Annotated in this window: 22 protein-coding genes; 8 read left to right on the top strand and 14 right to left on the bottom strand. The window is 55.8% G+C overall.

The features are described 5' to 3' along the window. Positions 1-7 precede the first annotated feature (7 nt). Positions 8-1,426, bottom strand: coding sequence for a tRNA (N6-isopentenyl adenosine(37)-C2)-methylthiotransferase MiaB (miaB, locus tag RTK01_RS01130; RefSeq protein WP_312279205.1), 1,419 nt, complete (start codon positions 1,424-1,426; stop codon positions 8-10). Between the two features lie 212 nt (positions 1,427-1,638). Here miaB and lspA point away from each other — a divergent pair, with 212 nt between their 5' ends. Then, complete coding sequence (gene lspA, locus RTK01_RS01125) at positions 1,639-2,133, top strand: signal peptidase II (RefSeq protein ID WP_312279204.1); 495 nt, start codon at positions 1,639-1,641, stop codon at positions 2,131-2,133. Then, positions 2,102-3,025 (top strand): RluA family pseudouridine synthase, encoded by a 924-nt coding sequence (locus RTK01_RS01120; RefSeq protein ID WP_312279203.1) that lies wholly within the window; start codon positions 2,102-2,104, stop codon positions 3,023-3,025. The genes lspA and RTK01_RS01120 overlap by 32 nt, the downstream gene beginning before the upstream one ends. A 105-nt stretch (positions 3,026-3,130) precedes the next feature. On the opposite strand, the gene RTK01_RS01115 is transcribed toward RTK01_RS01120, so the two are convergent. Both RTK01_RS01115 and RTK01_RS01110 read right to left on the bottom strand, forming a co-directional pair. After that, complete coding sequence (locus RTK01_RS01115) at positions 3,131-4,603, bottom strand: S-layer homology domain-containing protein (protein WP_312279202.1); 1,473 nt, start codon at positions 4,601-4,603, stop codon at positions 3,131-3,133. A 36-nt stretch (positions 4,604-4,639) separates the two neighbouring features. Further along, the gene (locus RTK01_RS01110; RefSeq protein WP_312279201.1) at positions 4,640-5,662 is read right to left on the bottom strand and encodes an LCP family protein; all 1,023 of its coding nucleotides are present in this window, start codon (positions 5,660-5,662) and stop codon (positions 4,640-4,642) included. 258 nt (positions 5,663-5,920) lie between these two features. Here RTK01_RS01110 and RTK01_RS01105 point away from each other — a divergent pair, with 258 nt between their 5' ends. From RTK01_RS01105 to RTK01_RS01090, 4 genes are all read left to right on the top strand, one after another. Then, positions 5,921-7,024, top strand: a complete 1,104-nt coding sequence (locus RTK01_RS01105; protein WP_312279200.1) for a hypothetical protein — start codon at positions 5,921-5,923, stop codon at positions 7,022-7,024. A 106-nt stretch (positions 7,025-7,130) separates the two neighbouring features. After that, the gene (locus tag RTK01_RS01100; RefSeq protein WP_312279199.1) at positions 7,131-7,838 is read left to right on the top strand and encodes a response regulator transcription factor; all 708 of its coding nucleotides are present in this window, start codon (positions 7,131-7,133) and stop codon (positions 7,836-7,838) included. Then, entirely contained in the window at positions 7,835-9,271 is a 1,437-nt protein-coding gene (locus RTK01_RS01095; protein ID WP_312279198.1) for a HAMP domain-containing sensor histidine kinase, read from the top strand. The genes RTK01_RS01100 and RTK01_RS01095 overlap by 4 nt, the downstream gene beginning before the upstream one ends. A gap of 10 nt (positions 9,272-9,281) precedes the next feature. Continuing rightward, positions 9,282-10,652 (top strand): trypsin-like peptidase domain-containing protein, encoded by a 1,371-nt coding sequence (locus tag RTK01_RS01090; protein WP_312279197.1) that lies wholly within the window; start codon positions 9,282-9,284, stop codon positions 10,650-10,652. A gap of 342 nt (positions 10,653-10,994) precedes the next feature. Here RTK01_RS01090 and RTK01_RS01085 read toward each other — a convergent pair whose 3' ends face one another. From RTK01_RS01085 to RTK01_RS01075, 3 genes are all read right to left on the bottom strand, one after another. Further along, positions 10,995-12,347 carry an MMPL family transporter gene (locus RTK01_RS01085; protein WP_312279196.1) on the bottom strand — a complete coding sequence of 451 codons (1,353 nt, stop codon included), beginning with the start codon at positions 12,345-12,347 and terminating at the stop codon, positions 10,995-10,997. A 66-nt stretch (positions 12,348-12,413) separates the two neighbouring features. Continuing rightward, on the bottom strand, positions 12,414-13,418 hold the full coding sequence (locus tag RTK01_RS01080; protein WP_312279195.1) for an MMPL family transporter: 1,005 nt from the start codon (positions 13,416-13,418) through the stop codon (positions 12,414-12,416). Between the two features lie 35 nt (positions 13,419-13,453). Then, complete coding sequence (locus RTK01_RS01075) at positions 13,454-15,808, bottom strand: hypothetical protein (RefSeq protein WP_312279194.1); 2,355 nt, start codon at positions 15,806-15,808, stop codon at positions 13,454-13,456. 321 nt (positions 15,809-16,129) lie between these two features. On the opposite strand from RTK01_RS01075, the gene RTK01_RS01070 reads away from it, so the two are divergent. Next, positions 16,130-16,732, top strand: coding sequence for a TetR/AcrR family transcriptional regulator C-terminal domain-containing protein (locus tag RTK01_RS01070; protein WP_312279193.1), 603 nt, complete (start codon positions 16,130-16,132; stop codon positions 16,730-16,732). A gap of 140 nt (positions 16,733-16,872) precedes the next feature. Here the strand turns inward: RTK01_RS01070 and RTK01_RS01065 are convergent, their stop codons facing one another. The 7 genes from RTK01_RS01065 to RTK01_RS01035 form a co-directional block, all read right to left on the bottom strand. Next, positions 16,873-17,274, bottom strand: a complete 402-nt coding sequence (locus RTK01_RS01065) for a sulfite exporter TauE/SafE family protein (RefSeq protein WP_312279192.1) — start codon at positions 17,272-17,274, stop codon at positions 16,873-16,875. Next, the gene (locus tag RTK01_RS01060; protein ID WP_312279191.1) at positions 17,271-17,621 is read right to left on the bottom strand and encodes a TSUP family transporter; all 351 of its coding nucleotides are present in this window, start codon (positions 17,619-17,621) and stop codon (positions 17,271-17,273) included. Before RTK01_RS01060 ends, RTK01_RS01065 begins: the two co-directional genes overlap by 4 nt. A 93-nt stretch (positions 17,622-17,714) precedes the next feature. Next, a complete protein-coding gene (locus tag RTK01_RS01055) occupies positions 17,715-17,906 on the bottom strand; it encodes a DUF1540 domain-containing protein (protein ID WP_312279190.1) in 192 nt (63 codons plus the stop codon). Between the two features lie 277 nt (positions 17,907-18,183). Continuing rightward, a complete protein-coding gene (fabZ, locus tag RTK01_RS01050; protein ID WP_312279189.1) occupies positions 18,184-18,615 on the bottom strand; it encodes a 3-hydroxyacyl-ACP dehydratase FabZ in 432 nt (143 codons plus the stop codon). Between the two features lie 411 nt (positions 18,616-19,026). Beyond that, positions 19,027-20,214 (bottom strand): VWA domain-containing protein, encoded by a 1,188-nt coding sequence (locus RTK01_RS01045; protein WP_312279188.1) that lies wholly within the window; start codon positions 20,212-20,214, stop codon positions 19,027-19,029. A 4-nt stretch (positions 20,215-20,218) separates the two neighbouring features. After that, positions 20,219-21,028, bottom strand: coding sequence for a MoxR family ATPase (locus RTK01_RS01040; protein ID WP_312279187.1), 810 nt, complete (start codon positions 21,026-21,028; stop codon positions 20,219-20,221). A 186-nt stretch (positions 21,029-21,214) separates the two neighbouring features. After that, complete coding sequence (locus RTK01_RS01035; protein WP_312279186.1) at positions 21,215-22,651, bottom strand: aldehyde dehydrogenase family protein; 1,437 nt, start codon at positions 22,649-22,651, stop codon at positions 21,215-21,217. 278 nt (positions 22,652-22,929) lie between these two features. Between RTK01_RS01035 and RTK01_RS01030 the strand changes: the two genes are divergently transcribed. Beyond that, positions 22,930-23,826, top strand: coding sequence for a LysR family transcriptional regulator (locus RTK01_RS01030; RefSeq protein ID WP_312279185.1), 897 nt, complete (start codon positions 22,930-22,932; stop codon positions 23,824-23,826). 94 nt (positions 23,827-23,920) lie between these two features. On the opposite strand, the gene RTK01_RS01025 is transcribed toward RTK01_RS01030, so the two are convergent. Next, positions 23,921-25,756 (bottom strand): thiamine pyrophosphate-binding protein, encoded by a 1,836-nt coding sequence (locus RTK01_RS01025; protein ID WP_312279184.1) that lies wholly within the window; start codon positions 25,754-25,756, stop codon positions 23,921-23,923. Positions 25,757-25,816 lie beyond the last annotated feature (60 nt).

The raw sequence follows: 25,816 nt of genomic DNA, 5'->3' as shown, positions 1-25,816 counted from the left end.
AGGAAATTCAGACTGTGACTGCCTCTCCGTACAGCGCCCAGGTATTGCTGTCGGTAATTTTTACGTCCGCAAAGGTTCCGATGAGGGTCTTGTCTCCCTTGACGCGCACCAGACGGTTCCCCTCTGTACGGGAGGAAAGGGGCCAATCGGCGTCTTCGCTTTCCCCGTCCACCAGAACGCGCAGGGTTTTCCCCACATAGGCGGCGTGGGCGGCGGCGGACTTGGCGTTTTGCACCTCCAGCAGCCGGTCAAACCACTTCTGCTTTTCGCTGCGAGGCACCGGATCGGGCAGCTCCGCCGCCTTCGTGCCGGGGCGGGGACTGTAAATAAAGGTGAACAGGGCGTCAAAGCCCACGTCCCCCACCAAAGACACGGTTTCCATGGCTTCCGCCTCCGTCTCCCCGGGAAAGCCGATAATCACGTCGCTGGTGAGCACCAGATTGGGCATTTTCGCCTTTGCGTAGTTGATTTCCTCCAGATACTGCTCCCGGGTGTACCGCCGGTTCATCTCTTTTAGAACGCGGTTGTTGCCGGACTGAAAGGGAAGGTGAAGCTGCTTTGCAACGTGGGAACACCGGGCCATGACGTCAAACAGCTTGTGCGTCGCGTCCTTGGGATGGCTGGACATGAAGCGGATGAGATAGTCTCCGGGAATCTGGTCAATGTCGGAGAGCAGGTCCGCAAAGTCGTATCCGCCGCCAAGGTCGTTTCCGTAGGAATTTACGTTTTGGCCAAGAAGGGTAATCTCCTTGTACCCGGCCTCCACCAACTCACGTACTTCCGCCAAAACCGCGTCCCGGCTGCGGCTGCGCTCCCGGCCACGGACGTAGGGCACAATACAGTACGAACAGAAATTGTTGCAACCGTACATAATGGAAACCCAGGCCTTGGCGCCCTCCTGACGGAGGGTGGGAAGCCCCTCGGCAATGCTGCCCACTTCGTCCTGCACGGCGAACAGCCGCCCGTGAGACTCGTATACCTGCCACAAAAGCTCGGGGAATTTCCACAGCGCATGAGGCCCAAACACCAAATCCACGTGGCGGTAGGATTCCTTCACTCGCTTGCCCACCCGCTCCTCCTGCGCCATGCAGCCGCATAGGCAGATGATCTGGTGGGGATTGGCCTTCTTCGTATGGGTCAGCGCGCCGAGGTTGCCAAACACCCGTTGCTCCGCGTGCTCTCGGATGGCGCAGGTGTTGAGAATCACCACGTCGGCGTCCTTGGGCTCCTGCGTGAGGGAAAAGCCCATCTCCTTCAGCATGCCCATCAGCTTTTCCCCGTCGGCCACGTTCTGCTGGCAGCCGAAGGTGTCCACGCAGGCGGCGGGACGGTTCTCCCGCGATAAGAGCATGGTATGAATCAATTCCGTAAAGCCCCGCTGGCGCGCAATTTCCTCTGGGGCAATGGTCACGTTTTTGCGTTCCAAGGGTAAATCCTCCAAAACCTGAAAATGTCGATAATTTATCCACGTTAGCTTATCACAAAATAAAAAAAAGCACAAGCCGGATTTCCCCGGGGCGGTGACCCACGCCCCGGCAAAAACGCGCTCATGTGAAAGTTGCTTTTTTTCCCAAAATGGGGTAGGATAGGGCATAAATCTTTCAGAGAATCGGCGCATACCGCGCAGGGAGGTCTTTTATGCTCTATCTTATCGCCGGCGCAGGGCTTTTGGCTGTGGACCAGTGGGTCAAAGATTGGGGGACGGGCCATCTGGAGCTGGGGGCATCCGCGCCGCTGTTGCCCGGCTTTTTGGAGCTGCTGCGGATTCATAATTACGGCGCGGCCTGGTCCAGCTTTTCTGGGATGCGGTGGCTGCTGCTGGCGCTGACGGGGGCCATTGTGCTGGCCGTGATTTTTGCCGTGGCGAAAAAACTGGTCCGCCATCCGCTGGGGCTGGCCGCCGCCACGCTGATTATCTCGGGGGGGCTTGGCAACATTCTCGACCGGGCACGTCTGGGCTACGTGGTGGATATGTTCAACTTCCAGTTTGTGCACTACCCCGTGTTCAACGTGGCGGACATCTGCATTGTGTCCGGAGCGATTCTGGGGGCGGTATACTACCTGTGGTTCTATGAGAAATATGATGGGAAGGAAAACGCCGATGGAAACGCTGACGCTGAAAGCAAGCCCTGAGGACGCGGCGCGGCTGGATGCGTTTTTGGCCGAACGAGGTCCCGGACTGACCCGCTCCGCCGCCGCGCGGCTGATCGGAGAGGGCAAAGTGCTGGTGGACGGGAAAAAGCCCGCCAAGAGCCTGCGTCTTACCGGCGGGGAGACGGTGACGGTGGAGCTGCCCCCGCCGGAGGTGTCCGAGGCCCTGCCGGAGGATATTCCGCTGGACGTGGTGTATGAGGACGGGGACGTCATCGTTGTGAACAAGCCCCGGGGACTGGTGGTCCACCCCGCTCCGGGCCACCCCGGCGGCACGCTGGTGAACGCCCTGCTGAACCGGTGCGGCGACTCCCTTTCCGGTGTGGGCGGGGTACTGCGCCCCGGCATTGTCCACCGCATCGACAAGGACACCTCGGGCCTCATCATCGCCGCGAAAAACGATTTTGCCCACCAAAAGCTATCCGCCCAGCTTCAGGACCATACGCTGGCCCGGACCTATGAGTGTATTGTGGTGGGAAAGCTCAGGGAGGATTCCGGCACGGTGGACGCGCCCCTTGGCCGCTCTCCCGCTGACCGAAAAAAGCAGGCGGTGGTGCAAGGGGGTCGCCGGGCCGTGACCCATTGGGAGGTCATCGCCCGCTATCCCGGCTTCACCCATGTGCTCTGTCATTTAGAGACAGGGCGCACTCACCAGATTCGCGTCCACATGGCGCACTTGGGCCACCCTATTCTAGGAGACACGGTGTACGGCGCGAAAAAGCCCGTCCCGGGATTGCAGGGACAGTGCCTCCACGCGGCGGGACTTCGGTTTCTCCATCCCCGGACGGGGCAGCCGGTGGAGCTTACCTGCCCGCTGCCGGAGGAATTTTTGCGCCAGCTACGCAAACTGGAAGAGGGAAGGCGGCCTCTTTGAGGAAAACCAATCTGTTGTAAAAAAACGAAAAGAGCCTGAGAAACCGGGCCTTTAAAAAATCAGCCGCGCCGGAGAATGCTCTCCGGCGCGGCTTTGGTGATGTACTTACCATGGATGGAAGCTGCGGGACTGCGCCTCGGTCATAGCAAAATAGCGGTAATCTACGCCGTTTGCTCCGTCGCCCCATGTGGTATCAATGTGATAGGACGTGCCGTCCAAGATAGCCACCGTCCAGATGTGGTCGGGGTTGGACAGGGCGTAGCAGTCGATTCCCTCCAGCTTTAAAAGTAGGTTGTAGGCCCCGGAGTATCCGTCGCACACAGCCGTTCCGTGGCGGAAGAGGGTATAGCCGATGTGAGAAAGGGAGTCGGGCCCGGCGGCAGTGTCGTAAACACAGTTGTTGCAAATCCACTGGAAGTAAACGCTGGCCTTTTCCATCTGGGTCATGTTTGCCGTGATCTCGCCCTCGGCCCACAGCCGGTCGTGCAGGGCGATGGCGGCTTGAAGGGTGTAGTCCCGGTAGGCGGGAAGGTTTGCCCCCGCCGCCACGGCGGAAAAGGTCAGCGTCACCCGGCCGGTAATTGTTTCGTAGGTGCACTCCACAGAGTTGTACATTTGCTCGCAGTAAGACTTGACGACGGCCAGCGCCTTGTTCATCACGTCGCCCGCCTGTGCGGAGGTAATGTATGTGCCGTAATTCAGCTCCAGTACGTTCGTCTCCTGAGAGAGCATGTAGGCCACGCTGGAGGTAATCTGCTCCTGTGTGGAGGGTGCGGGGAAATAGGTGGCGCTCGAGGTGACCAAGTCTCCCCAAGAGGTGCCCGCCACGCTGTAATCCGGAGCCTCCGGGACCTCCAGAACGGTCCACGCGGGCGTCAGACGCAAAGCGGGGTCCACCATCCGGGTTAGCATGGCCGCCGCCGCCCCGCGGGTCACCGCGTTTTCAGGGCCAAAGGTTCCCGCGCTGTCGGACCCGGCGGACACGCCGGCTTTGTAAAGAGCCAGAATATCGTTGTAATAGGGCGTATACTCCGTCACGTCCGTGATAAACTGACGGGAGGCGTAGGCTCTTGTCACCAGTTCGTCGTTGACAGCGGGAAGCGTCTCCGCCGGGAGAGCCGCCGCCAGCACATGGGCCGTCTGGGCCCGGGTGGCAGGGCCTTTATAAAGCCCGTCCAGCTCCGAGGCAAGCGCGCCCACGCTTTGAAGATACGCGAGATACGGCTCATAGGCCGACTGGCCCTCAGTTCGGAAGGCGGCGGCGCCGGATTCGGCGTCCCCTGTGGCGTACAGGCTGCGAATGCGGCCCGCGAAAATCACAATCTGCCCCACGGTCATGCCGTCCTTTGGGCCGAAGGTGCCGTTGCTCTTGCCAACCGACAGACCGTATTCGTACAGGGCCGCTGCGTTGCCGTAGAAAACCGAGTCGGGAGTTACGTCGGAAAATTCGCCGGCATAGGTTTTCGCGCGGACAAAGTTATCCGCCGAATTTTCAGCCGCCGCTGCGGGAACGCACAGGCCAACTGCCAGAACAAGCGCCAGCAGCAGCCCCGGCAGGCGCAGCTTCAGATATATCATAGGGCCTCCTCTTCTTCTTTCATCGCGCAGCCGCGCTCAGGACAAAATGTTCAGATCCGCCAACACCCGATCTTCCACATAAGGGTTAAGATATTCGTTGACAATGAGAAGCACTTCGTCGGCTTTCAGATAAATATAGGGAGAATGCCACTCCCCGGGCAGGGTGGAAAAATTCACGTTGTCCGCACCCATGGAAAAGGCCTCCTGCCCCAGCCAAGCAAGCTCGCCCAATTCCAGATCGGTTTTCACGTACTGCTGAAAAATCTTTGCAAACTGGGAAACTTTCGTCAGGTTGGCGGGCCGCAGGGTCTGCTTTGCCACGGTCTTTAAAAAATCCTGCTGGGTTTTCATTCGGCCAATGTCCTCGCTGCCGTAGCCGGTGCCGTCATTGTTGTGGCGAAAACGGACCACCTTCAGCGCCTCCGCGCCGGTTAAGTGGCGCGTCCCGGCGGAGAAGTGAATGGACAGGTTTTGAATCGGGTCGTCATAGTCCATGTCCACGGGAATGTTGAAATCCACGCCGCCGATGGCGTCCACAAGTGCGGAAAAGGCCTTCAGGCTGACCTCCACGGTGTAGTCCACCGGAATTCCCAATTGACCGGATAGGGTTTCCGCCGCCTGCTCCATGCCGCCGATGTTGTAGGCGGCGTTGAATTTATAGTTCTTGCCGTTGATGTGGCTTTTGGTGTCCCGGGGAATGTTCACGCCGTAAATTCGACCGGCCCCAGCGTCCACCGCCACCAGAATGTTGGTGTCGCTGCCGCCGTTTCCGTCGTCCACGCCGGAGACGAGAATGGTGTAAAAATCGGGCTTTCGGGCCGAGTGGGCGGCCTTTGCCGCTAGGGTCAACTGGTCGGCATCCTGCAAAGCCAGCTCCGCGGAGGAGAAGGCCTGAGACGAGGAGGAAAGGCCCGCGCCGTCCTCTCCCTCCAGTTGGGGCGGGCGGACAATGGCCTTATAGGTCAGGGTCAGCCCAACAAAAACGGACAGAATGACCACAAGCCCCAACAGGCGGCGCTGAAGCGGAGAAATACGGCGGCGACGGCGTTTTTTAACCATGGGTACGGCGAACTCCTTATTGGTCTCCGCCCGCTGGGCGGAAGGACCGTCAAATCTAAACGCCGACCCTTGGCAATGGAAAAAACCGGGGGCGGCTGTCGTGCCTCATTATACTGCCTTCCGGAGCAAAGCGCAAGGTTGGATTTGCGGAGAAGGGCCTGTGTCTCTTAGCGCGGGAATGCTTTACAAAACCGCCGAAAGCGTGCTAAAATAGAGAAAAACCGCCGTGAGAAGATGGAAAGGTAGGGGGATCGCCGCGTGAAAAAGAGATTTGCCGCCGCCGTGCTGGTGCTGGTTCTGGTGGGGACCCTCTGTCCCCCTGTTTCGGCGGAGGATTCGGTCTATTTTACCGCCGTGGACGAGCGGGTTCTGGATTTGAAGGATTCCACCATGCCCTTCTGGTTCGGCGGATATCTGTACGTGGCCGCCACGGTGTTCCGGGAATCCGGCGTGAACTATTCCTATAATGTTGTCACCCAGACGCTGGTGCTGTACGACTCCAGCCGGTCTTTGGTGTTCGATGTTTCTACCGGCTCCGGCACCACCGGACAGGGGGAGCTGTATGACCATGTGTGCGTAACCCGGGGCGGAGTGACTTTTGTGGCTGCTTCGCCCGTGGCATCCTATTTCGACCGGGCATACAGCAATACGCCGGTCAACCATGGATACCTGATCCGCGTGAAAAGCGCCGCCGCCGTTCTGCCAGACAGCATGTTTACGGATACCGCTTCCTACCAGTTGGACGCGAAATACCAGCAGTATCAAAAGAAAAACACCGCCGACCCGGCGGACACTAACACGGGGGAGACGGGAGACCCTGAGGTTGAGGACCCCGCTTCTTCCGGAAAGTCGATTTACCTTTGCTTTTTGGCGGAGGAAGGGGAGACTGTGACCGCGTGGCTGGACGCGCTGGAGAGCCGGGGTGTTCACGCCGCATTTTATTTCACGGAGGAGGCCCTTTCCCGCAGCGGGGATCAGCTTCGGCGCATCGCGGCCTCCGGCAGTGTGGTGGGCCTGATCCCCGGATTCGGCGGGGGCGCGGCGGAGCGGCTGGCCGCCATGAACCGGACATTGTTTGCCGAGGCGGGGATGAAAACCCGGCTGGTCTATGGGGCGGCCCGGGACGCAGCCGCACTCCGGGCGGCGGGTTACTGCCCGCTGAATCCCGGCATCGACCATGCGGAATACGGCCTTGGATCCTCCGGTGCGGCGAACACGCTCCTGAATCAAATTGGCAAACGGCGGGGTCCGGTGTCGGTGTGGCTGGGGAGCGACGTGACCGCCGGGGCCCTGCGGGTGTTTCTTGCCTCCGCCGCGGAGGAGGGGAACCGGCTGCCCGCTATGACGGAAACGGCTTTTTAAACGCGTGTTTTACAAAAAATTCAACATCTGAGAACTAAAGCGTATATAATGGACAACATAGAGCGGGGGAGACACCCCCATTTTAAAAAAGTACGGAGGCAGGACTATGGCGCGAAACATTCTGGTTGTTGAGGACGATCACAACATCTCCGACCTGATCCACATGTATCTTGTGAAGGAGGGCTTTGACGTCCGCATCGCCGCAGACGGCGGCAGGGCGGTGGAGGAATTCCAGAAGCAGGCGCCCGATCTGATTCTGCTGGACATTATGCTGCCGGTGATGGACGGCTGGGCCGTGTGCGCGAAAATCCGGGAGACCAGCAAGGTTCCCATCATTATGCTGACCGCCAAGAGCGAGGTGTTCGACCGTATTCAGGGGTTGGAGATGGGGGCGGACGACTATATTGTCAAGCCCTTTGAGATGAAGGAGCTTCTGGCCCGGATCAACGCGGTGCTCCGCCGAACGGAGATTCCCAACGACACGTCCAAAAAGCTGACCTTTGACAAGCTGGTGGTGAATCTGGATTCCTACGAGCTGATTGTGGACGGCAAAAAGGTGGACACGCCTCCTAAGGAGCTGGAGTTGCTGTATCATCTGGCCGCCACGCCCAACCGGGTGTATACTCGCAACCAATTGCTGGACGAGGTGTGGGGCTTCGACTATTTCGGAGACAGCCGGACCGTGGACGTGCATATCAAGCGCCTGCGGGAGAAGGTGGAGGACGTGTCCGACCAGTGGGCGCTGAAAACCGTGTGGGGCGTGGGCTATAAGTTCGAGGTTGTGGGCGCGGCAAAACAGACAGAGAAGGCATGAAACGGTTGGGCGAGCGCTTTCCGGGGCTGTACTGGCGGCAGATGCTTTTGACCATGGGTACCGTCCTTCTGACGCTGGCGCTGCTGGGGGCATCCTACTCTGCGCTGGGCTATAACTTCCTCCGCCAGCAGCGGATCAACGATATGGAAACCCGGGCGGACGTGGTGGCCCGCCTGTCCACCGGCTATCTGAGCAGCGGCGGCTTTTCAAGCGAAACGGAGCTTTTGACGCTGGCGGGCTTTGCCGCGTCCATATCCGACTTGAATTTTCTCGTCTGCGACACGCAGGGCCGGGCCCTGCTTTCCACTGACCCGGGACTGGACGGACTGTCTGTCACCATTCCTCAGAAGCTGATGGACAAGACCCTGACGCAGGGCGCCAGCTCCGGGCGCTCCAATCTGAATGGTGTGTACACGGACAAGCACCTTTTGGTGGGGATTCCGGTGGCAGATGCGGCGGGAAAACAGGTGGGCGTGGTGTTTGCAGTGTCCGTGCTTCACTCTGCTCTGGACAAAATGTGGCAGGGCTTTATCGGTTTGTTTGTCATGACCTCCTGCGTGGTGCTGATGGTGGCGTTTATGGCGTCCTCCGTCACCGCCATGCGGCAGGTCCGGCCCATCCGGGAGATGGTGGCCGCCACCCGGCGGTTTGCCGACGGGGAGTTTGACATCCGCATGCGTGACACGGAACGAAACGATGAAATCGGCGAGTTGGCGGTTTCCTTTAACAACATGGCCGAGACGCTGCTGCAAACAGAGCGCAAGCGCAGAGAGTTTGTCGCCAACATCTCTCACGAGCTGAAAACCCCCATGACCACCATCGCCGGGTATACCGACGGCATTCTGGACGGGACCATCCCCTATGAAAGCGAAAAGCAATACCTGCAAATTATCGCGGAGGAGAGCCGCCGCCTGAGCCGCATGGTCCGGCGGATGCTGGACGTGAGCCAGCTTCAGGCCATCGACCCCATGAAAAGCGGGGCCCACTTTGACCTTTGCGAAAGCATGCGCCGGGTGCTGATTTCCATGGAAAAGAAAATTACCGACCGTGGGCTGGATGTGGACGCGGATATCCCGGAGGAGCCAATTTTGGTTTTGGGGGATAACGACATGATCACTCAGGTCATTTACAATCTGTTGGAAAACGCCGCAAAATTCGCAACGCCCGGCTCCGTGCTGTATCTGGGCGTTGCCCGGCGGGACGGCAAAGCCCGTGTCGTCGTGCGCAACGAGGGAGACACCATTCCGCCCGAGGAGCTGCCGCTTTTGTTCGAGCGGTTTCACAAGAGCGACAAATCCCGCAGCGAGGATAAGACCGGCGTGGGGCTGGGACTTTATATTGTCAAAACCATTTTGGAGCAGCACCGGGAAAAAATCAATGTGACCAGCGAGAACGGCGTCACCGAGTTTTCGTTCTCCCTGACCGCGGAATAACGAGGCGCAGATGAACGACCAGTATTTAAAAATTGAGCCCCTTGACGGGCAGGCCCCCGTGCCGGACGGGAGCGGGGACGACCCCCGGGAGGTGGTGGAATACTATCCGCCCCTGCCCCGGCCCCAGGAGGTGGTGGAGGTTTATGTCCAGCCCCGGCGGCTGCCGGGCCGGGCGGAGCCATCTGCCTCAGTGAATATCATCCCTGTGGTTGGACCGGTTTCGGCCCCGGCGATTTCTCAAAGACGGGGCCGGGGAAAACGTGGGCTGTGGATTTTCCTGATCTGCCTTGCCGTTGCGGGAGGTCTGGCTGTGGGCGCGTTCTTTTTGAACGGCGGCTTTTTTTACTTCAATCCCTCTTCTTCGGGGGAGGAATACCTGCAAAACGAGGACTGGGATCAGGAGGAGGTTTCCATTGAGACCTATCCATACGGTCAGGGTGCGGTGATGGAGTTGGCCGCAGCCAAGGGCGGCGCGCTGACCATTCAGGAGATTTACCGCAGGGTGAATCCGGCGGTGGTGACGGTGATTGCCCAGTTGGACCGGGGCGCTTCGGTGGGAACCGGCATGATTTTCCGGGAGGACGGATATGTACTCACCAACTATCATGTGGTGGCGGGAAGCCACGATTGCAGTGTGACGCTGGCCTCCGGCAGGACCTATGAGGCCCTCTATGTGGGTGGAGACAGCGGAAACGACGTGGCGGTTTTAAAGCTGGAAGCCACGGGCCTGCCTGCGGCAGAGATGGGCGATTCCGATGCGTTGACGGTGGGCGACACGGTATACGCCATCGGAAATCCTCTGGGCGTGGAGCTGCGGGGAACGCTGACGGACGGCATTGTCTCCGCCATCAACCGGGATGTGGATGTTTCGGGCCGCATCATGACGCTGATCCAGACCAACGCGGCTTTGAACGAAGGCAACTCCGGCGGCCCGCTCATCAACGCATACGGACAGGTGGTGGGCGTGAACACCATCAAGATGATGTCCTTTTCCTCAAATGTGGAGGGGCTGGGCTTTGCCTTGCCCATGCGGTCTGTGCAAAAAATGGTGAACGACATTCTGGAGAGTGGGCAGGTCCTTCCCGAACCACGGCTGGGCGTCACCATTCTGGACATGCCCAAGCTTCTGCCCGACGGAACGCAGGGCGTGGAGGTACAGGATGTAAGCATCGGCTCCGCCGCCGACAGGGCGGGGGTGAAAGATGGGGACGTAATTGTTTCCGCAGGCGGGCAGGCCGTGACCGAGCGGCATATGCTGATGAACGTCCGCCGCCAGTTCCGCATCGGCGACGACTTGCCTGTGAAGCTTTGGCGAGATGGGGAGTATTTAGAGGTGGTCCTCCATCTGGACGAGGCGGTTAAAGAGCTGCCTGCCGAATGAAGACGCGATGAAGCGAAATGAAAACGGGAAATAAATTACGCGGGCGTTTATAAGGCAAAGGGAGCCGAATATCAATTCCTACGAAGGGGCGGACAGTCGAAACTGTCCGCCCTGTTTTTTCTCTGCGAGACAAGGCGTATACCCATTGCCCTGATACTCTGCCTGCACCAGAGAGGAAATTATTTGTTAAGGCTCCCTTTCATGCGAAAGGCGCGGAAGAGGGACGCTGAATATTGCGTCTGTCGGCGGCAGGAGAACCGGTTTCATCAAGAAAGCCCCCATCCACGCAATAAGCGTGGATGGGGGCTTCTTTTTTCCCAAGGCAAAAGTGCGGAATTTAATTCAATGCGTTTTTGCAAGCGTTTCTTCTCCGGCTTTTTTTTCATCCGAGGGGTCAGTGGGCAGGCCTTCGGAATCCGCCTCACTGCCAGAATTAGCCGGGATTTTTGTTTTCCCGCGGGAAAGGGAGTGTTTGAACACCGCAAAATGTTTCTTTTTCCGAGGCGCTTTGTTGGAAGATGCCTCCGACTTTTCGGGAATGCTCTTTATCGGCGCAATCTGCGGGGAAGACGTTCCGATAGAAGCGTGCTCATTTTCTGCCTGAGGGTTCTCGCCGCCGTCTGCGTTTGCTTTTTTCCCGCTGGGAAGCTTTTTTGCGGCGGATTGCAGGGCCGTTGCAATGCGGGAGGGCTTTACCGGCGGCACGGTCCGCCAATACCGGCTAGTTTTGTTGAACACCGGCTCGCACACGCTGAGAATGGAGGGCATGATAAAAATGCTGACCGCCGCAGAAATCAGCGCGCCCCGGGCCAGCATCACGCAGATGGACCCAATCAGGTCGATACTGGAGACGAAGGACACACCCAGCGTGGCACAGAAGAGCACCAGTGAGCTGGTGATAATGGAGGGATCGGAGGAGGTGGCGGCAATGTGGATGGCCTCGTCCCGGCTTTTCCCGGCGCGCAGTTCCTCCTGAAGGCGTGTAGTCATTAAAATGGCATAGTCCACCGTGGCGCCCAACTGCACACAGCCGATGATGGTTGGGGCGATGAAGGGAATGTCTGTCCCGGTAAAATAGGGCACGCCCTGATTGATGAAGATGGCAAGCTCGATGGTGCCCACCAGAACCACCGGAACGGTGAGAGACTGAAACACGAATAAAACGATCAAAAAGATGGCGGCCATGGAGATGTAGTTGGTAATGTTGAAATCCACGGCGGAAGTTTCAATCAAGTCATTGGTCATGGCCGCTTCGCCGGTAATCAGGGCGCCGGAGTCGTATTGCTTGAGAATTCCCCGCATCCCATCCAGTTGGTCGGATACCTCCTGAGATGCGGTGGCGTATTTGGAGTTCACCATCATCATCTGCCAGCCGTCCTGCTTGAGCATGGTGCGCACCTCGTCAGGTACAAAAAATTCCGGAATCCCAGCGCCCAGCAGAGAGTGATAGGACAGCACCGAGGTTATGCCGGGCAGGTCCTCAAGAGCGTTTTCCAGTTGATTCATGTCAGTTGTGGAAATGTCGTCCCGCAAAAGCACAAAGTGGGACGTACCCATGTCAAAATCGCTCTTCAGCTTTTCATTGGCCACAATGGAAGGAAGGTCCTGCGGCAGGGACTCATCCAGCTTGTAGTAGATGCCCGCGTGGTTCTGCGCGTAAACGGCGGGCAGGAACATCAGTAGAGTGAGGCCCACAAAAACCCAGCGGTGCTTCAGAATATGGACATTAATTTTATCAAAGCTGGGAATCAGCGTTCTGTGTTAGTGCTGGTCGATTTGCTTATCGAACAACAGCACCAGAGAGGGCAGCACCAAAATCACCGTGGCAATGCCCAGCAGCACGCCCTTCGCCATGACAATGCCAATATCCCGGCCCAGTGTCAGCCGCATAAAGCACAGGGCCAAAAAGCCGGCGATGGTGGTCAGGCTGCTGCCGGAAAGAGAGGTAAATGCCGACACAATGGCCTTTGCCATGGCGTCGCGCTTATCTTCGTAATTACTGCGCTCTTCCTCGTAGCGGTGGTAGAGAAAAATGGAATAGTCCATGGTAACGCCAAGCTGCAAGACGGCCGCGATGGCCTTGGTAAGATAGGAAATCTGGCCCAAAAAAATGTTGGAGCCGAAATTGTAGATGACGGCCAGCCCGATACTGGCAAGAAATATAAAGGGCAGTACCGTGGATTCCAGCGTCAGTGACATGGCTGCCAGCGCCAGAAGAACCGCAAGGCCCACAAAGAGCGGAAGCTCGCTGTCCATCAGGTCCCGGGTATCCTTGATGACCACCGAAAAGCCTGCCAGAAAGCACTTGTTGTTGCATACCGACCGCACCTGATCAATGGCCTCCATCGTCTCGTCCGAGGCGCCGGGATGGTCGTACTGAATCATCATCATCGTGGCGTCCCCGGAGAAAAACATGTCTCTCAGGTTGGCGGGGATAAACTCGGTGGGAATCTGGATGCCCACCATGCTGCTGACCCAGATGGCGTTGCTGACGCTGGGAATATCCTGAATTTCCTGAATCAGCCGGTTGCTGTATCCGGCGGGCATATCCTCCACGATCAACATACTGGTGGCTGCCATTTTAAACGGGTCCTCCAGCAGCTTTTCCCCCTGAGAGGACTCTGAGCTTTGGGGCAGGTAGGAAAGAATATCGTAGTTGACGCGGGTAGCTGCAAAGCCGATTGCGGAGGGAATCAGCAGCAAGGCGGCGATGAGCGCCACCAGCTTCGGCCTGCGTGTCAGTCCGTGGGCAATTTTCTCAATCACAGGGAGTCACCTTCTTCTTTCATATCGGCAGTTCCTCAGTGGAAAATCCCGGTGATTGAGGACCAAAGGTCATGGAACATCCTGCCCACGCGGCTTCCGAAGCTGCCCTTGTCAGCGGTGGCCGGCGCGGTTTCTTCATCTTCTTCGTCGGGCACCTTAATTTCCTGAGAGCGAATCAGCACCTGTATGCTCTGGGGCGCGGGGTTTTGCCCAGAGGTCAGCGACTGGGCCGGGGCGGTGCTGTCCATATTCAGCAGGTTATCCACATCGCCAGTGTGCTCGTTCCACGTATCTGTGATGATGCTGTCCAGACTGTTTTTTGCGGATTTAATGTCCTTACTGGTGGCAAGGGCGGCGGCAGTCTGGCGCAGAGAGGCAGCCAGCCCTTCCAGCGTCTGCTTGGTTCCGGCATCCAACTGCTCGCCGGAGGTTCGGGCCAGAGCTTCCGTGTCGGAAATCAGTTTTTCCGCGTTGCGGATAGAGCCTGCGGCGGTGACACTTAAATCCTCCAGTGTTTTCAACGTCTCTTGCAGCTTTGGCTCATAGGCATCCACCGCATTGTGCAAATTTTGTACGTCATCCAACAGCTGAGATGCTTTTTTGGTTACTTTCTGGCTAACCCCGGCAATGCCGGATACATCCCCCATGACATTGGCAAGACTGCCCATCTCATCACACACCCTTGACAGTCCGCCTACCAGGTTGGCTGTGGAGATTGCCATTTTGCTCATGCTGTCACCTGCGGAGCTGACCGTGTCGTTCAGTCCACCCATAGCTGCCAAAATCAGCTCCAGTGCGGCTTTGTCACCGCTGTTGTAGACATCCCACAAATTATCCATTAGTGCGGCTTTGCTTGAGTCATTTGTCACTACGGCGCAAAATTTTTGAAAGCTTTTGGGAGAATCGGTATGGTCATAAGCGTCACACAGCGGGTTCAGCTTATCGTAGGCAGCCAGCAGCCCGCCGGAGGAATCGATACTGTAAATCAAGTCGCGATCACCCGTGACGCAAGCACTTGCCATACCGGCGGCCTGTGAGGCGGGATAGCCTTGATTGACAAAGAAGCCTGTGTAAAAAGCGGTTCTATTCCCGTCCGCCGCGTTGAGCCCAGCATATGTAGTATGCAGACCCACCACCGTGTTCAGAGTATCCTGATTCAGTGTATTCTGCGAGGAACCCTGTCCGCCGGAGGAACCGGGATTGATATCCAAAAGCTCGGTTTGCAGACTTTTCAGGCTTCCTTGAAGCGTGCGCAGCCGCCACATGACTTCCTGCGCGTTGTCGGCGTTGTGCTCCAAGTTTTTCAAATCATTTTCAAGATCTACCAGTTCCGTCTTTATAGAAACCGTCGTATTTACCAGCGTTTTTAGGGTTGCCTTGGAGTTTGTCAGTGTTTTGCTGGCGGCCTGCACCTGCTCTGCCACTGGGTCCAGCAGGGCGGCGATGCTTTCCATATCCAGCTTGGAGATGTCGAGTCCGTCGTAGATGGAGCCTTTTCCGGCAGAAATGGTTCCCCGTGCCTGGTTCAGCGCGTCAAGACCCTTGGCACTGGAATAAAGGCCGCCGGTCATGCTGCTCAGAGCGTCCAGCGTGGTGTCCAGACTGTTGTTAAGCTTTTCGTAGTCGTTCTCCAGCTCGTCCTTGCGGTCGCTCAGCTCTGCAATCTGGTCCAACTGCGCCAGCGTGGCTGGGAGCATCATGAACGTCATGCCGCCAAAGGAAAAATCGTCGGAGCCAACCTCAATGGTAAAATGCTGCTCTTCTCCCGGCAGGGCCAAAAACAGCACCGTGCGCAGATTGCCCACCAGTTGAACCTGTGCGCCCTTTGCTTTCAGGGAAAGGATATCGTCCTGATTAAATAGGGCCATGGCCTCCAGCGTATAGTTGTTTTTTGCGTAGTCGCTGGCGGCTTCATTGGGAATAATGTCGAGATTGATATTCACCACGCCGGTTTTTCCTGCCAAATCCTCCGCCTTGGTGGGGACGCCGTTCAGCGTGTAAGACAGGGCGATGGTCCAGGGCAGGGCGGCAAACGGCGCGGTGGTCTTTCCCTCAAAATAAAAGTGAGAAGGTGCGGCTGCCTTGCTGAAATCAAAGGTGGTGACATTGTCTTTCTCGGTGGGGGTCGTACCGTCGGTCAGGTTTACCACCTCGTCGTAAGTACCGTAATCCGTCAGGGCCGTGGCGCCGTTGAGGGCGTAGCTTTTTACTACGCTGCCTTCTGTCAGATTGCCGTAGTAATCCAGCGTGGCGTAATACGCCTCGTCGTAGGTAGGGGCCACGCCGTCGCCAATTTTTTCCGCTGCGCCCACGGGAATCAGCGTGGCCGGAAGCACAGCCGCCAGCGTCAGCGCAAGCGCGCGCGTGAACTGGGGGAATTTGTAAACCATAAAAATGCTCCTCTCAATTATGAACATGTGTCCGTTAATGAATTTATGTCAATTTTATACCAGAAAGAATTATAGTATGGTCTTATTCAAAAAGCAATAGGTTTAGCCAAAAATAATCAACAATTTTTGATTAAAATATTTTTGTTGATTTCTAGACAGATTTGAACTATAATAGCCGCAAGCGGCCATAATTGAACCGCTGTGTACATTAAGAAAAAGACGGCTGAATTTTGGCCACGCCGGAGTGTTCTGTGGCAAACTGGGCCTGTGTGGATCCCTGTGGTGAAGAGGGCTGCGGATTCACTTTTATGTGAAAGGGGCATGAACAAAGTGGAAAAAGGAGAGGATCGGCGGTCGCGCCGCTCTCAAAAGCTGCTGAAAAAGGGACTGCTGGAGCTGATGCTGGAAAAAAAGTTTTCCGCCATCTCCGTGCGGGATGTGACAGAGCGGGCGGATATGAACCGGGGGACGTTTTATCTTCATTATGCGGACACCACCGCCTTGCTTCAAAGCGTGGAAACGGACATGCTGGCAGAGGCCCAGCTTTTGATCGACGAGCATATGGCGGAGTTTGAGGCGGGCGGTTCTCTGCGCCCGGTGTTTAAGCCGATTTTGGACTACATTGTGAAGCATCGCCCGGAATTTGAGGCGTTGTTTGCCAATAATTCCACCAGCAATTTTACCGACAGGCTTCAGGAGCTGATTCACCGCAACGGCGTGAGCCTTGTGCGGGCAAAGTTTCACACAGCGTCTTCCGCGCAGATGGATTTTCTGATCAGCTTTATTGGGTACGGACTGATTGGCCTGATTAAGACGTGGTTCGATCAGGACATGGTTTTGCCCAGAGAGGATTTGGTCCGGCAGGCGGACCGCCTGGTCAACGGCGCGGCGATGGGAATCCTCTCCGACGCAGGCGAATTTTAAAAAAATGAAACGCCGGATATCGGCGCAGAAACGGGGGAAAACGTCTAAGACGTTTTCCCCCGCGTGGTTTATCGGCGCAGTGTTTGATTAAAAAAACATTTCCGATCCTCTCGGGCATAAAAAAGACTGTTCAGTCTTACCTAAGGCTTTTTCTCCGGATTGTCTTCCGGCGGTTTTTCCAGTTTCTTTTTTTGGGGCCACAGCAGCGAAACGCCCGAAGCCAACAGATAGATGCCGAAGGGCTTGCGCAGCAGTTCCACATCCATCGCAGTGGCGGCCCAAGCGCCCGCAAGGGCAAAGATTACCGCCCATGGAATGGAACGCTTAAGCGTAGGCTTGTCCAGAAATCCATTTTTCCAGTGAAACACCAGCGCGGCGGCGGCAGTGGGCAGAAAAAACAGCAGATTGATACCCTGCGCCGTTCGCTGGTCCACGCCCAGAAACAGCGTCATTATCAGCAGCAGAAGTGTTCCGCCACCCACGCCCCAGGCGGAGAGGATGCTGGCTCCCAGCCCGCAGAAAAAGGGCAGCAGCCAATTCACAGCAGATACCTCACCGCTCCGTAGAAAAGAAAAACGGCAAACAGCCGCTTAAGCCACTTGGCGGAAATTTTTCCGTACAGCCGTCCCCCTATAAAGCCTCCGGCGAGGCCGCCCAGCAAATACGGCAGGGCGGTTTTCAAGGACAGCTCCGCCCGCAGAAAATACACCGCCGCCGACACTGCGCAGATGGGAAAAATCACCGCCACACAGGTGGCGTACAACGTTTGTTTTTTTAAGGAGGACCTGCTCATCACCGGGATAAACACCATTCCTCCGCCGCCACCGAACAGGCCGTTTGCAAGTCCTGCCGCCGATCCCGCGATTCGTCCCCGCCATTTCTCGTTCATGCCTGTCACACTCCCCGGTTTCTATGTATTTCCGGAGGCGAGGCCTCCGGAAAGCCTGCGGATGGGACCGCAAGCGGCTGACTTAACTCTGCCTTACTTCAGCTTGAAGCTTTCGCAGTCCACGCACTTGCTCTCGGTGGGGTTAGACTCATGGGTACCCACGGAGATGGCATTCAGCCCGCAGTACTGCTTCTCCTGGCAGTGATAGGCGCAGTTGTCGACCGTGCACTTGATGCTGGCGTTGGGGGTGCATTCGCTGCCGTGGTTGGTCATGTCCTTCATCATAAAAAAGCCTCCTGATGAAAAAAATGTTGAAGGACTGCCGGTTTTGCCAAGATTGTCGGCAAAACCGGCGATCCTTTGGCTTTCGCCGCAAATAGTCTGTGCACGGGTGTGGTTTTTATGCTAAAAATTTTATTAATCAAACAGCTTTGAAGACAAAAGAGGGACTGGAGGCAGACGACCCCGGTCCCTCTGAAAAATCTTGCATGGAGAGAATCATCGCCGCAGCCTCGGCTGAGGAAATAATTTTCGTAGTTGTCTCCTCTGCGTCCTGCGGCCTTCAGCGCATGGCCAGAGTGACGTCTCCACTTACGGCCAACTCGCCGTGGTTGTAAATCTCCGCAGAGCAGGTCGCGATAGCCTTTTCCGCCCGCTCGGAAGCCATCTTGGCGCGAATCTCAATGGTATCTCCCGGCAGAATTTTTTTCAGAAAGCGCACGTTGTTAATGCCCAAAAATAGAGGGGTTTTTCCTGCGTAGCGCTCCATTTTCAAAAGCAGGATATCCGCGGTCTGCGCCATGCACTCCACGGAGTAAACGCCGGGCAACACGGGCTCGCCGGGAAAATGACCCTTAAAAATCTCCCGGGCCGGATCCACATAAAACCGGGTTTCAATGTGCTCGCCGGGAATCAGTTCCTCCACCGTGTCTACCAACAGCATCGGGTCGCGGTGAGGAATGACCTGCTTGACCTCTTCGTGAGAAAGTTTCATACAATTCTCTCCCTTTCACCAATCAATATTTTTATATGGAAGTTCGTCCAAAAAAACGTACTTTTACACACAATTGTGAAAAAATCAGCAGTGCTGAATAGCGGGACAAACTGCTTGATCAGCACATCTACGTCACTGATGCCCAACGCAAACACGATAATTATAACAGAAACATTGACAAAAACAAGCCTCAGGCCGTTGGTAGAATGAAGATGTTTAGAAGAAAGGCCGCATTGCGAATTAAGAGAACATTGAATATACCGTTTTGCAGGTCTTTAATTCTGGAACGGAAATCAATTAACCGCTGGGTGGGCGGCGACACGATCCCCGATTCATGCATATTGTGCATGCGCTGTTTTGGCGTTAAAACAAGGTGCGTTTTTAATCAGTAAAGCAGCGGCACGGTGAATATCAGCGGGCTAAAAGCTTTTTCATGCCAATCTCCAAACCGTCTACGGTTAGAGGAAACATAGGGAAAAGGGCGGCAATGGCATCATAGCTGTGGGACCACTCTTCGCCCCAGTCGGGGCGGTCGCCGGGGTTAAGCCAAATGGTATGGGGATATTTCTGGCGAAACAGTTGCAACCAGTCATGCCCGCATCGGGGACCGTCTTCTCTATGCCCCTGATAGAATCCTTCCAGCTCGTGGAGAGACATTTGCGCGTCTCCCACAAAAACCACCTTCCAGTCTTCTGATAGATTGGAAAGGACCCAGTCAGAGGGGACGGAGCTTTTGGGATCGATCATGGGCTCGTTATATAAACGGGTGTAAATACAATTGTGAAAGTAGTAAATTTTCAATTCCCTGAAATGTCTGGATTTGCTTACTGCCTGAAACAGCGCGGAGCACAGAGTGCTGTAATACTCCATAGAGCCGCCTGAGTCCATCAGCAGCAATAGTTTGACAGTGTTTTCCCGAGGGCGCTTATAGCGTATCTTCAACATGCCGCCCTGCTGGGCGGTATCCTGAATGGTGCTCTCCACATCGAACTGGGTGCGGGGGAGGTCCACCAGCCCTGAAAATTGCCGCAGTCTCCGCAGTGCCGATTGAAATTGACGGATATCCAGAGTGCTGTCCTCACGAAAGTCGCGGAATCTTCGTTCTCCTGCCACACGAAAGGCGCGTTTGTATTCGGACTGACCGCCCAGCCGGATTCCGTTGGGGCTCATGCCCGTGTTGCCGAAAATAGACATGCCATGGGTGCCGATCCAGTAATTTCCGCAGTTGTGCTGTTCCCACTGCTCATGCTTCCGCTCCTCGAAAAGTGCCTCGATCCCCGCTTGGCTGAGTTGCTCGTTCAGCTCTGCCTGCTGTGCATCAAACTCCCCCATGGGGGAGTTTGGCTTCTCCAGCCATTCCAAAAGCTCCTGGGATATTTCCCGCTGAGAAGGAATGTCTTTGAAGTAATCCAGAAAACAGCGGTCGAAGCAGTCAAAGTCTGTCTCGCTCTTTATCAGCAGGCAGCGGCACAAGTGGTAAAAACTGGTGAAGCCGGAGTCGTGCAGCCCCTTGTCCAGAGCTTCCATCAAACTTACCCACTCGGTAAGCGAAACTTTCAGGCCGTTTTTTCGCAGCAGATACAAAAATTCCTTAAACATGGTCTCACCGCCAGTTGCGACGAAGCGTGTCTATGTCCTCGTTTTTTTTCAGTAAAACACCCAGATAGGGAATCTCGCTGATCATTTGGCCGGGGTCCGCACCCTCGTGAATCAGAGCTTGAATCCAGTCTATGATTTCGCTGGTAGAGGGCTTTTTTCTAATCTGGGGTAGCTGCCGGATTCTGTAAAAGGCTTCCAGCGCCTGAGTAAGCAGCGATTCGTCCAGATTGGGGAAATGGACCCGGATAATCTGGGTCATGAGTTCCTTGTCTGGGAATTCAATATAATGGAACACACACCGGCGCAAAAAGGCGTCGGGCAGCTCTTTTTCCGCATTGGAGGTGATAATTACAACGGGGCGCTGCCTGGCCTTGACCGTGCGCCCTGTCTCCGGGATATAAAACTCCATTCGGTCCAGTTCCCAAAGCAGATCGTTGGGGAACTCCAAATCCGCCTTATCAATTTCGTCAATTAACAAAATCGCCTGTTCCCGGTGGGTAAAGGCTTCGCCAAGCTTGCCAAGCTTTACGTACTTTTCAATGTTGTCCACGCTGCCCCCGCCAAACTGGCTGTCATACAGACGCCGGACCACGTCGTAAACATACAGTCCGTCCTGCGCTTTGGTGGTGGACTTGATGTTCCAAATCATCAAGTCCTTTTTCAGCGCGGCTGCAATGGCCTCGGCCAGCATGGTTTTGCCCGTGCCGGGTTCTCCTTTGAGGAGCAGAGGCTTTTGAAGCACCATGGCAATGTTCACCGCGCGCATCAGCACCTCGGAGACCACGTAATTCGGACTTCCTTTGAATTTGTCCATTTTGAATGTTCCTTTCCAGACAATGTAAAGAATGCCACCACGGAAGGTCTTGCGCCTTTCGTGGTGGCATTAATCAGTTTTCAGGTCAGGCTGCTCCGCAACGCGGGCTTGGCGGCGCCTCGCCCGCTCAATATGCATACCGCTTTTTTAATCTTGCGGCGCAGGAGCCGGATGTGACAAGGAGACTTATTCCTCGTCCATACCCTCTTTGAAGAAGTCACCGAACAGCTCTTCGTTGGAGGGCATATCCTCGGGCAGAGGACGGGCCACCCAAGTGGTGTTCATGTAGTGGCGCAGAGCGATGTTTTCAGAGACAATGTTGCCGCCCCAAGTGCCGCAGCCCATCGAGGACGTGGGAGGCATTCCGTTGGTAGAAGAGCCGGAGTTGCCCTTGTTGTTGGGCTGGCGCACCATGATGCGGGAGACCGGAGCGGCCAAGCCCAGACGGTGAATGTGCTCATCGTCCCAAGAGTAGATGCCGCAGGAGTGACCCTTTCCGCCGACTTCGAATATGCCGCGCATCATGTCAAGCGCATTTTCAAACTCCCCCTCGTACTTAAACAGGGCCAACAGAGTGGTCAGTTTTTCACTGGAGAAATAATGTTCTTTGCCGATGTTTTCCTTGCCCCCGCCGGTGACAGCGATAAACTTGCGGTCGTCGGGGATGGTGAAACCGGCGGCCTCGGCAAGCTTCTGAGGGCTGATAGCCACGGTGTTGGGCAGACGGTGGCCAATCTCGTCCCACATGACGGATTTGAGCTTCTCGGCCTCTTCGTCGTTGGCAAGGTAAGCGCCTTCAGCAACCAACGCCTTGACGAAGTCGTCATACACGGACTCGTAGATGACGAGGTTGCCATCGCAGGAGCAACCGGAGCCATAGTCAGAGCACTTGGAGATGCGGGAGTTCATAGCCGCTTCGGCCAGACGCTCGGGGGTGTTGGCAGTGTCGTCGATGATTACGGTGGCATTGCCGGCTCCGGAGCCGTAAGCGGGCGTTCCGGAGGAATAGGCGGATTTTACCATGGGACGACCGCCGGTGGCGATTACCAGATTGACCTTTTTCATGAGCTCTTGCGTCAAAGCGATGGAAGGTTCGGTAATGCCTTGAATAATGTCGGCGGGAGCGCCCTCGCGGACCAGAGCCTCGCGAATAATGTTGATGCACTTGTTGGTCACGTTCTTCGCCCGGGGATGGGGAGAGCAGATCAGCACATCCCGGGCCTTAATGGCGTAAACGATTTGGCCGGCGGGAGTCAGGCACGGATTGGTGGTGGGGACGAGCGTTGCGATAACGCCCACGGGCTTGGCGTATTTCACCAATCCCTTCTCGGTATTCTCCTCAATAATGCCAACGCTTTTTTGACGCAGGCAGTCACGGAGAATCAGCTTGATCTTGTTGCGCTTGTTGCGTTTGGTCACTTTGTCGCCAAGCTGGGTCTCGTCAACGGCCTCGTCGCAGATGGGAGCCCAAACCTTCATATCGCAAATCGCGGCAGCGACAGCCTGACAGAGGCGGTCCACGCGCTCTTGATCATACGTTGCGATGATGTCGGCGGCAGCTTTCGCGCGGGCTACCATTTCATCCAGCATCTGAAGCTGTTCCGCGGTTACTTCTTTAGCCATAATTACATTCCCCTTCGTTATTATATTTCATAAAAAATACGCAAGAAAAAACTCTTATAGTTAATATCTTAGTCTGTCTGTGCCGCTGTGTCCAATACCAGCTTTCTTTTTCATGGATAGAAAGAGACTATATAAGAGTGACAGAGCACGAGTGCACAATGCACAAAAAACATTAAACATTTTTATTTGTTATGACAAACTATATCATGGTATAATAAGAAAAATTTTACATGTATTACAGGAGCTTCGGAAATAGTTCAAGATTTGAGGAGAGATAAATGACGCTGCTTCAGCTGCAATACTTTAAGACATTGGCGCGGGTACTTCACTATACTCATGCGGCCAAGGAACTGCATATTGCGCAGCCCAGTTTGAGCTATTCCATCAGCGAGCTGGAAAAAGAACTGGGTGTTAAATTGTTTAACAAGGAAAACCGTATAGTCAGTCTGACCGTGTACGGGGAACAGTTTCTGCCCTATGCGGAAAAGGCGCTGGCCCTGCTGGATGAGGGAGCAGATGTGCTGCATCAATTGGCAGGGACTGCCTTGCAGGTGGTGAATCTGGGATATTTCCATTCCATTTCGTCCTCGCTGATTCCATCTATCATGGCAGAAGTATATAGCCGGGAGGAAAATCGGGGGATCCGCTTTCAATTTTTGGAGGCTCCCTCCTTTGATATTTTTACCCAGCTGAAAAGCGGCGCGCTGGACCTGGCCTTTTGTATGCATCTGGATGACAGCATTGAATCGGTGACGATTATGCGCCAGCCGCTCTATCTGGCGGTGCCCGCCAACCACCCACTGGCGGGGAAGAGCAGCGTCACCTTTGAGCAGTTTGCGCGGGAGCCCATGGTGATGCTGGATAAGCCCAGCAATCTTCGCACATTGGTGGATCAGGTGTTTGCCAAGCGGGGAGTGCCCCCCATCGTCATGTTTGAGGTGAGAGAGTGCAACGCCGCCCTGCAATATGTGGCGCTGCGGTTTGGCGTATCCATTTTGCCTCAGGTGCCAGCGATGGAAAACGCAAAGGTGTCGATCATCCCCATTGAAGACTCGGAGCAGGCATTTGTGCGGACGGTGTATCTCTCCTGGGCGAAAAACCATCCGCTCTCGCCAGCCACGCGGCGGATCAAAGACTATATCATCGAGCGTTATGCCACTCCGTCCGATTCGTGACGGAGCAGGGGTGGATGATCCATATTTACAAAACACGGCGGGACGGGTATCGGTGTGATACTGTCCCGCCACGTTTTTGAGAACAAAGCGGGAGTTAATTGGTGTTGTGGGATTTGGAATGGCTGGGGGGCACATAGCACCCGTTTTCTTTGAGAATCAGCTTGCCGTCCCGCACCAGCGTGTTGGGGCTGTATATGTCGTTGATATTCCAGCAGCCGGGAGTGGGAACCACAATGTTTTCCATGGGTGCTTCCACAAGGAAAGGCTTGCCCGCCCTGTTGGCGGCCAAAGCTTGCTCCAAGGCACCCTTAAACTCATCCGCAGAGGAAACACACACGGATTCTACGCCATAAGCCTTGGCCACGTCGGCCCAGCGGGGGCTGTATGCCTTTCCGTCGGGAGTTTGGAACACAGTTCCGAATTTCGTATTATAATTGGCGTTTTCCAATCCGGCAATTGTGCCGAAGGCAGAGTTATTCATCACGACCCAAATGCAGGCAATGCCCTGCTCCACGGCGGTAGCCAGACAGGTGGGATTGACCCCAAATCCGCCGTCCCCAGTCAGAGTCAGACAGATGCGGTCGGGAGCGGCAAGCTTTCCACCCAAAACGGCGGAGGCGCCGAAGCCCATGGTGGCAAGGCCCGAGGAGTGGTGAATCGTGCCCGGAATGGTGATGTCAAACTGCTGGGCCACACCATTTTTATTCCAGCCAACATCGGTAAAGATGATGCTATCTTCTGGGAACACATCCTTAACGTCCTTCAAAATGCGCTGGGGGGTCATGGGGAAACGACCGTCATCGGAAATGGTCTTGTTGGATTGTTTAAACGCGGCCTTGGCGGCGGCAATCTTTTCCCGCAGTTCGGGGCGGCTTTTTCCTTGAGGGCAAAGCTTTTTTGCCTCCTCCAGAATCTGGGCCAGACCCAGCTTCAGATCGCCTACCGCGCCGATCTCCACAGGATAATTGCGGCCGATTTCAGAAGGATCTATGTCGATTTGAAGGAAAGTGGTGACACCGGGGTCAAATGTGACGCCTTGATACCAGCTGGAGCTGTCCGCTTCGGCAAAGCGGGTGCCAAGGCCCAGAATCACATCGGCGCTGACAGTGAGAGAGTGGGTGAACTCCATTCCCCAGAAGCCGGTTTGACCAATCATCAGAGGGTGGCAGTCGGACAGGCACCCCTGCCCCATGAGCGTGCGGGAGACAGGAATGTCCAAAAATTCGGCCAGAGCTGCCAACTCGTCGGAGGCCTGCGCCAGCAGGATGCCGCCGCCGACGTGAAGGACCGGGTTTTTCGCATCCACCAGCTTGGCCGCAATTGCCTTGGCAGCGGACGGGTCCAGAGCGGGACGCATGGTAATGTGACTGTCCTTATAGGTTCTCAGCCATAGATCATCATCAATTTCCCGTGAAAACATATCCATGGGCATATCAATGAGGACGGGACCGGGACGGCCGGATTCGGCCAGACGGAAGGCCTTGTCCAAAATTTCAGGCAGTGCTTCGGGGTCGTCCACCCGCCAGACGCGTTTTACCACGGGTTCCAGAATTTTATACTGGGTGGCGTCGCCATGCATATTGACTTCCTGATGAGGGTGCTTGCCGAAGTAATAGCTAGGTACGTCGCCCGCGATGACCACCATGGGGATGGAGTCAAAGGCGGCGTTTGCCACACCGGTCAGCACATTGGTCAAACCGGGGCCCAGGTGGCACATGACGACGGAAGCCTTATGGGTAATACGGGCGTAGCCGTCTGCGGCGATAGAGGCCACGGCCTCATGGCGGTTGGAGATGTAAGTCACCTTTGTGCTGCGGGACAGGGCATCCAGCATTCCGATGACCGTGTGTCCACACAGACCGAACACATATTCAACACTTCTGCGTTCCAGATAATCTACCATTAGTTCGGATATTAGCTTTTTGCTCATTGTTGCTGCCTCCTTAAGATGCGGCGCTCTGCTGCGCAGAGTCGGGTTTCAAAAATATTG

This window comes from Oscillibacter sp. (assembly GCF_031978065.1).
In the GTDB taxonomy this organism is placed as follows: domain Bacteria; phylum Bacillota; class Clostridia; order Oscillospirales; family Oscillospiraceae; genus Oscillibacter.
This window is presented reverse-complemented; position numbering and strand designations above follow the sequence as displayed.

Bases quoted from the DNA above. Each gene is read 5' to 3' on its own strand.
- RTK01_RS01100 (WP_312279199.1), top strand. From the start codon at position 7,131: ATGGCGCGAAACATTCTGGTTGTTGAGGACGATCACAACATCTCCGAC.
- RTK01_RS01090 (WP_312279197.1), top strand. From the start codon at position 9,282: ATGAACGACCAGTATTTAAAAATTGAGCCCCTTGACGGGCAGGCCCCC.
- RTK01_RS01040 (WP_312279187.1), bottom strand. From the start codon at position 21,028: ATGGACAAATTCAAAGGAAGTCCGAATTACGTGGTCTCCGAGGTGCTG.
- RTK01_RS01060 (WP_312279191.1), bottom strand. From the start codon at position 17,621: ATGAACGAGAAATGGCGGGGACGAATCGCGGGATCGGCGGCAGGACTT.
- RTK01_RS01120 (WP_312279203.1), top strand. From the start codon at position 2,102: ATGGAAACGCTGACGCTGAAAGCAAGCCCTGAGGACGCGGCGCGGCTG.
- lspA (WP_312279204.1), top strand. From the start codon at position 1,639: ATGCTCTATCTTATCGCCGGCGCAGGGCTTTTGGCTGTGGACCAGTGG.
- RTK01_RS01110 (WP_312279201.1), bottom strand. From the start codon at position 5,662: ATGGTTAAAAAACGCCGTCGCCGCCGTATTTCTCCGCTTCAGCGCCGC.
- RTK01_RS01045 (WP_312279188.1), bottom strand. From the start codon at position 20,214: ATGTTTAAGGAATTTTTGTATCTGCTGCGAAAAAACGGCCTGAAAGTT.
- RTK01_RS01115 (WP_312279202.1), bottom strand. From the start codon at position 4,603: ATGATATATCTGAAGCTGCGCCTGCCGGGGCTGCTGCTGGCGCTTGTT.
- RTK01_RS01025 (WP_312279184.1), bottom strand. From the start codon at position 25,756: ATGAGCAAAAAGCTAATATCCGAACTAATGGTAGATTATCTGGAACGC.
- RTK01_RS01055 (WP_312279190.1), bottom strand. From the start codon at position 17,906: ATGATGAAGGACATGACCAACCACGGCAGCGAATGCACCCCCAACGCC.
- RTK01_RS01030 (WP_312279185.1), top strand. From the start codon at position 22,930: ATGACGCTGCTTCAGCTGCAATACTTTAAGACATTGGCGCGGGTACTT.
- RTK01_RS01075 (WP_312279194.1), bottom strand. From the start codon at position 15,808: ATGGTTTACAAATTCCCCCAGTTCACGCGCGCGCTTGCGCTGACGCTG.
- RTK01_RS01095 (WP_312279198.1), top strand. From the start codon at position 7,835: ATGAAACGGTTGGGCGAGCGCTTTCCGGGGCTGTACTGGCGGCAGATG.
- RTK01_RS01035 (WP_312279186.1), bottom strand. From the start codon at position 22,651: ATGGCTAAAGAAGTAACCGCGGAACAGCTTCAGATGCTGGATGAAATG.
- RTK01_RS01070 (WP_312279193.1), top strand. From the start codon at position 16,130: ATGAACAAAGTGGAAAAAGGAGAGGATCGGCGGTCGCGCCGCTCTCAA.
- fabZ (WP_312279189.1), bottom strand. From the start codon at position 18,615: ATGAAACTTTCTCACGAAGAGGTCAAGCAGGTCATTCCTCACCGCGAC.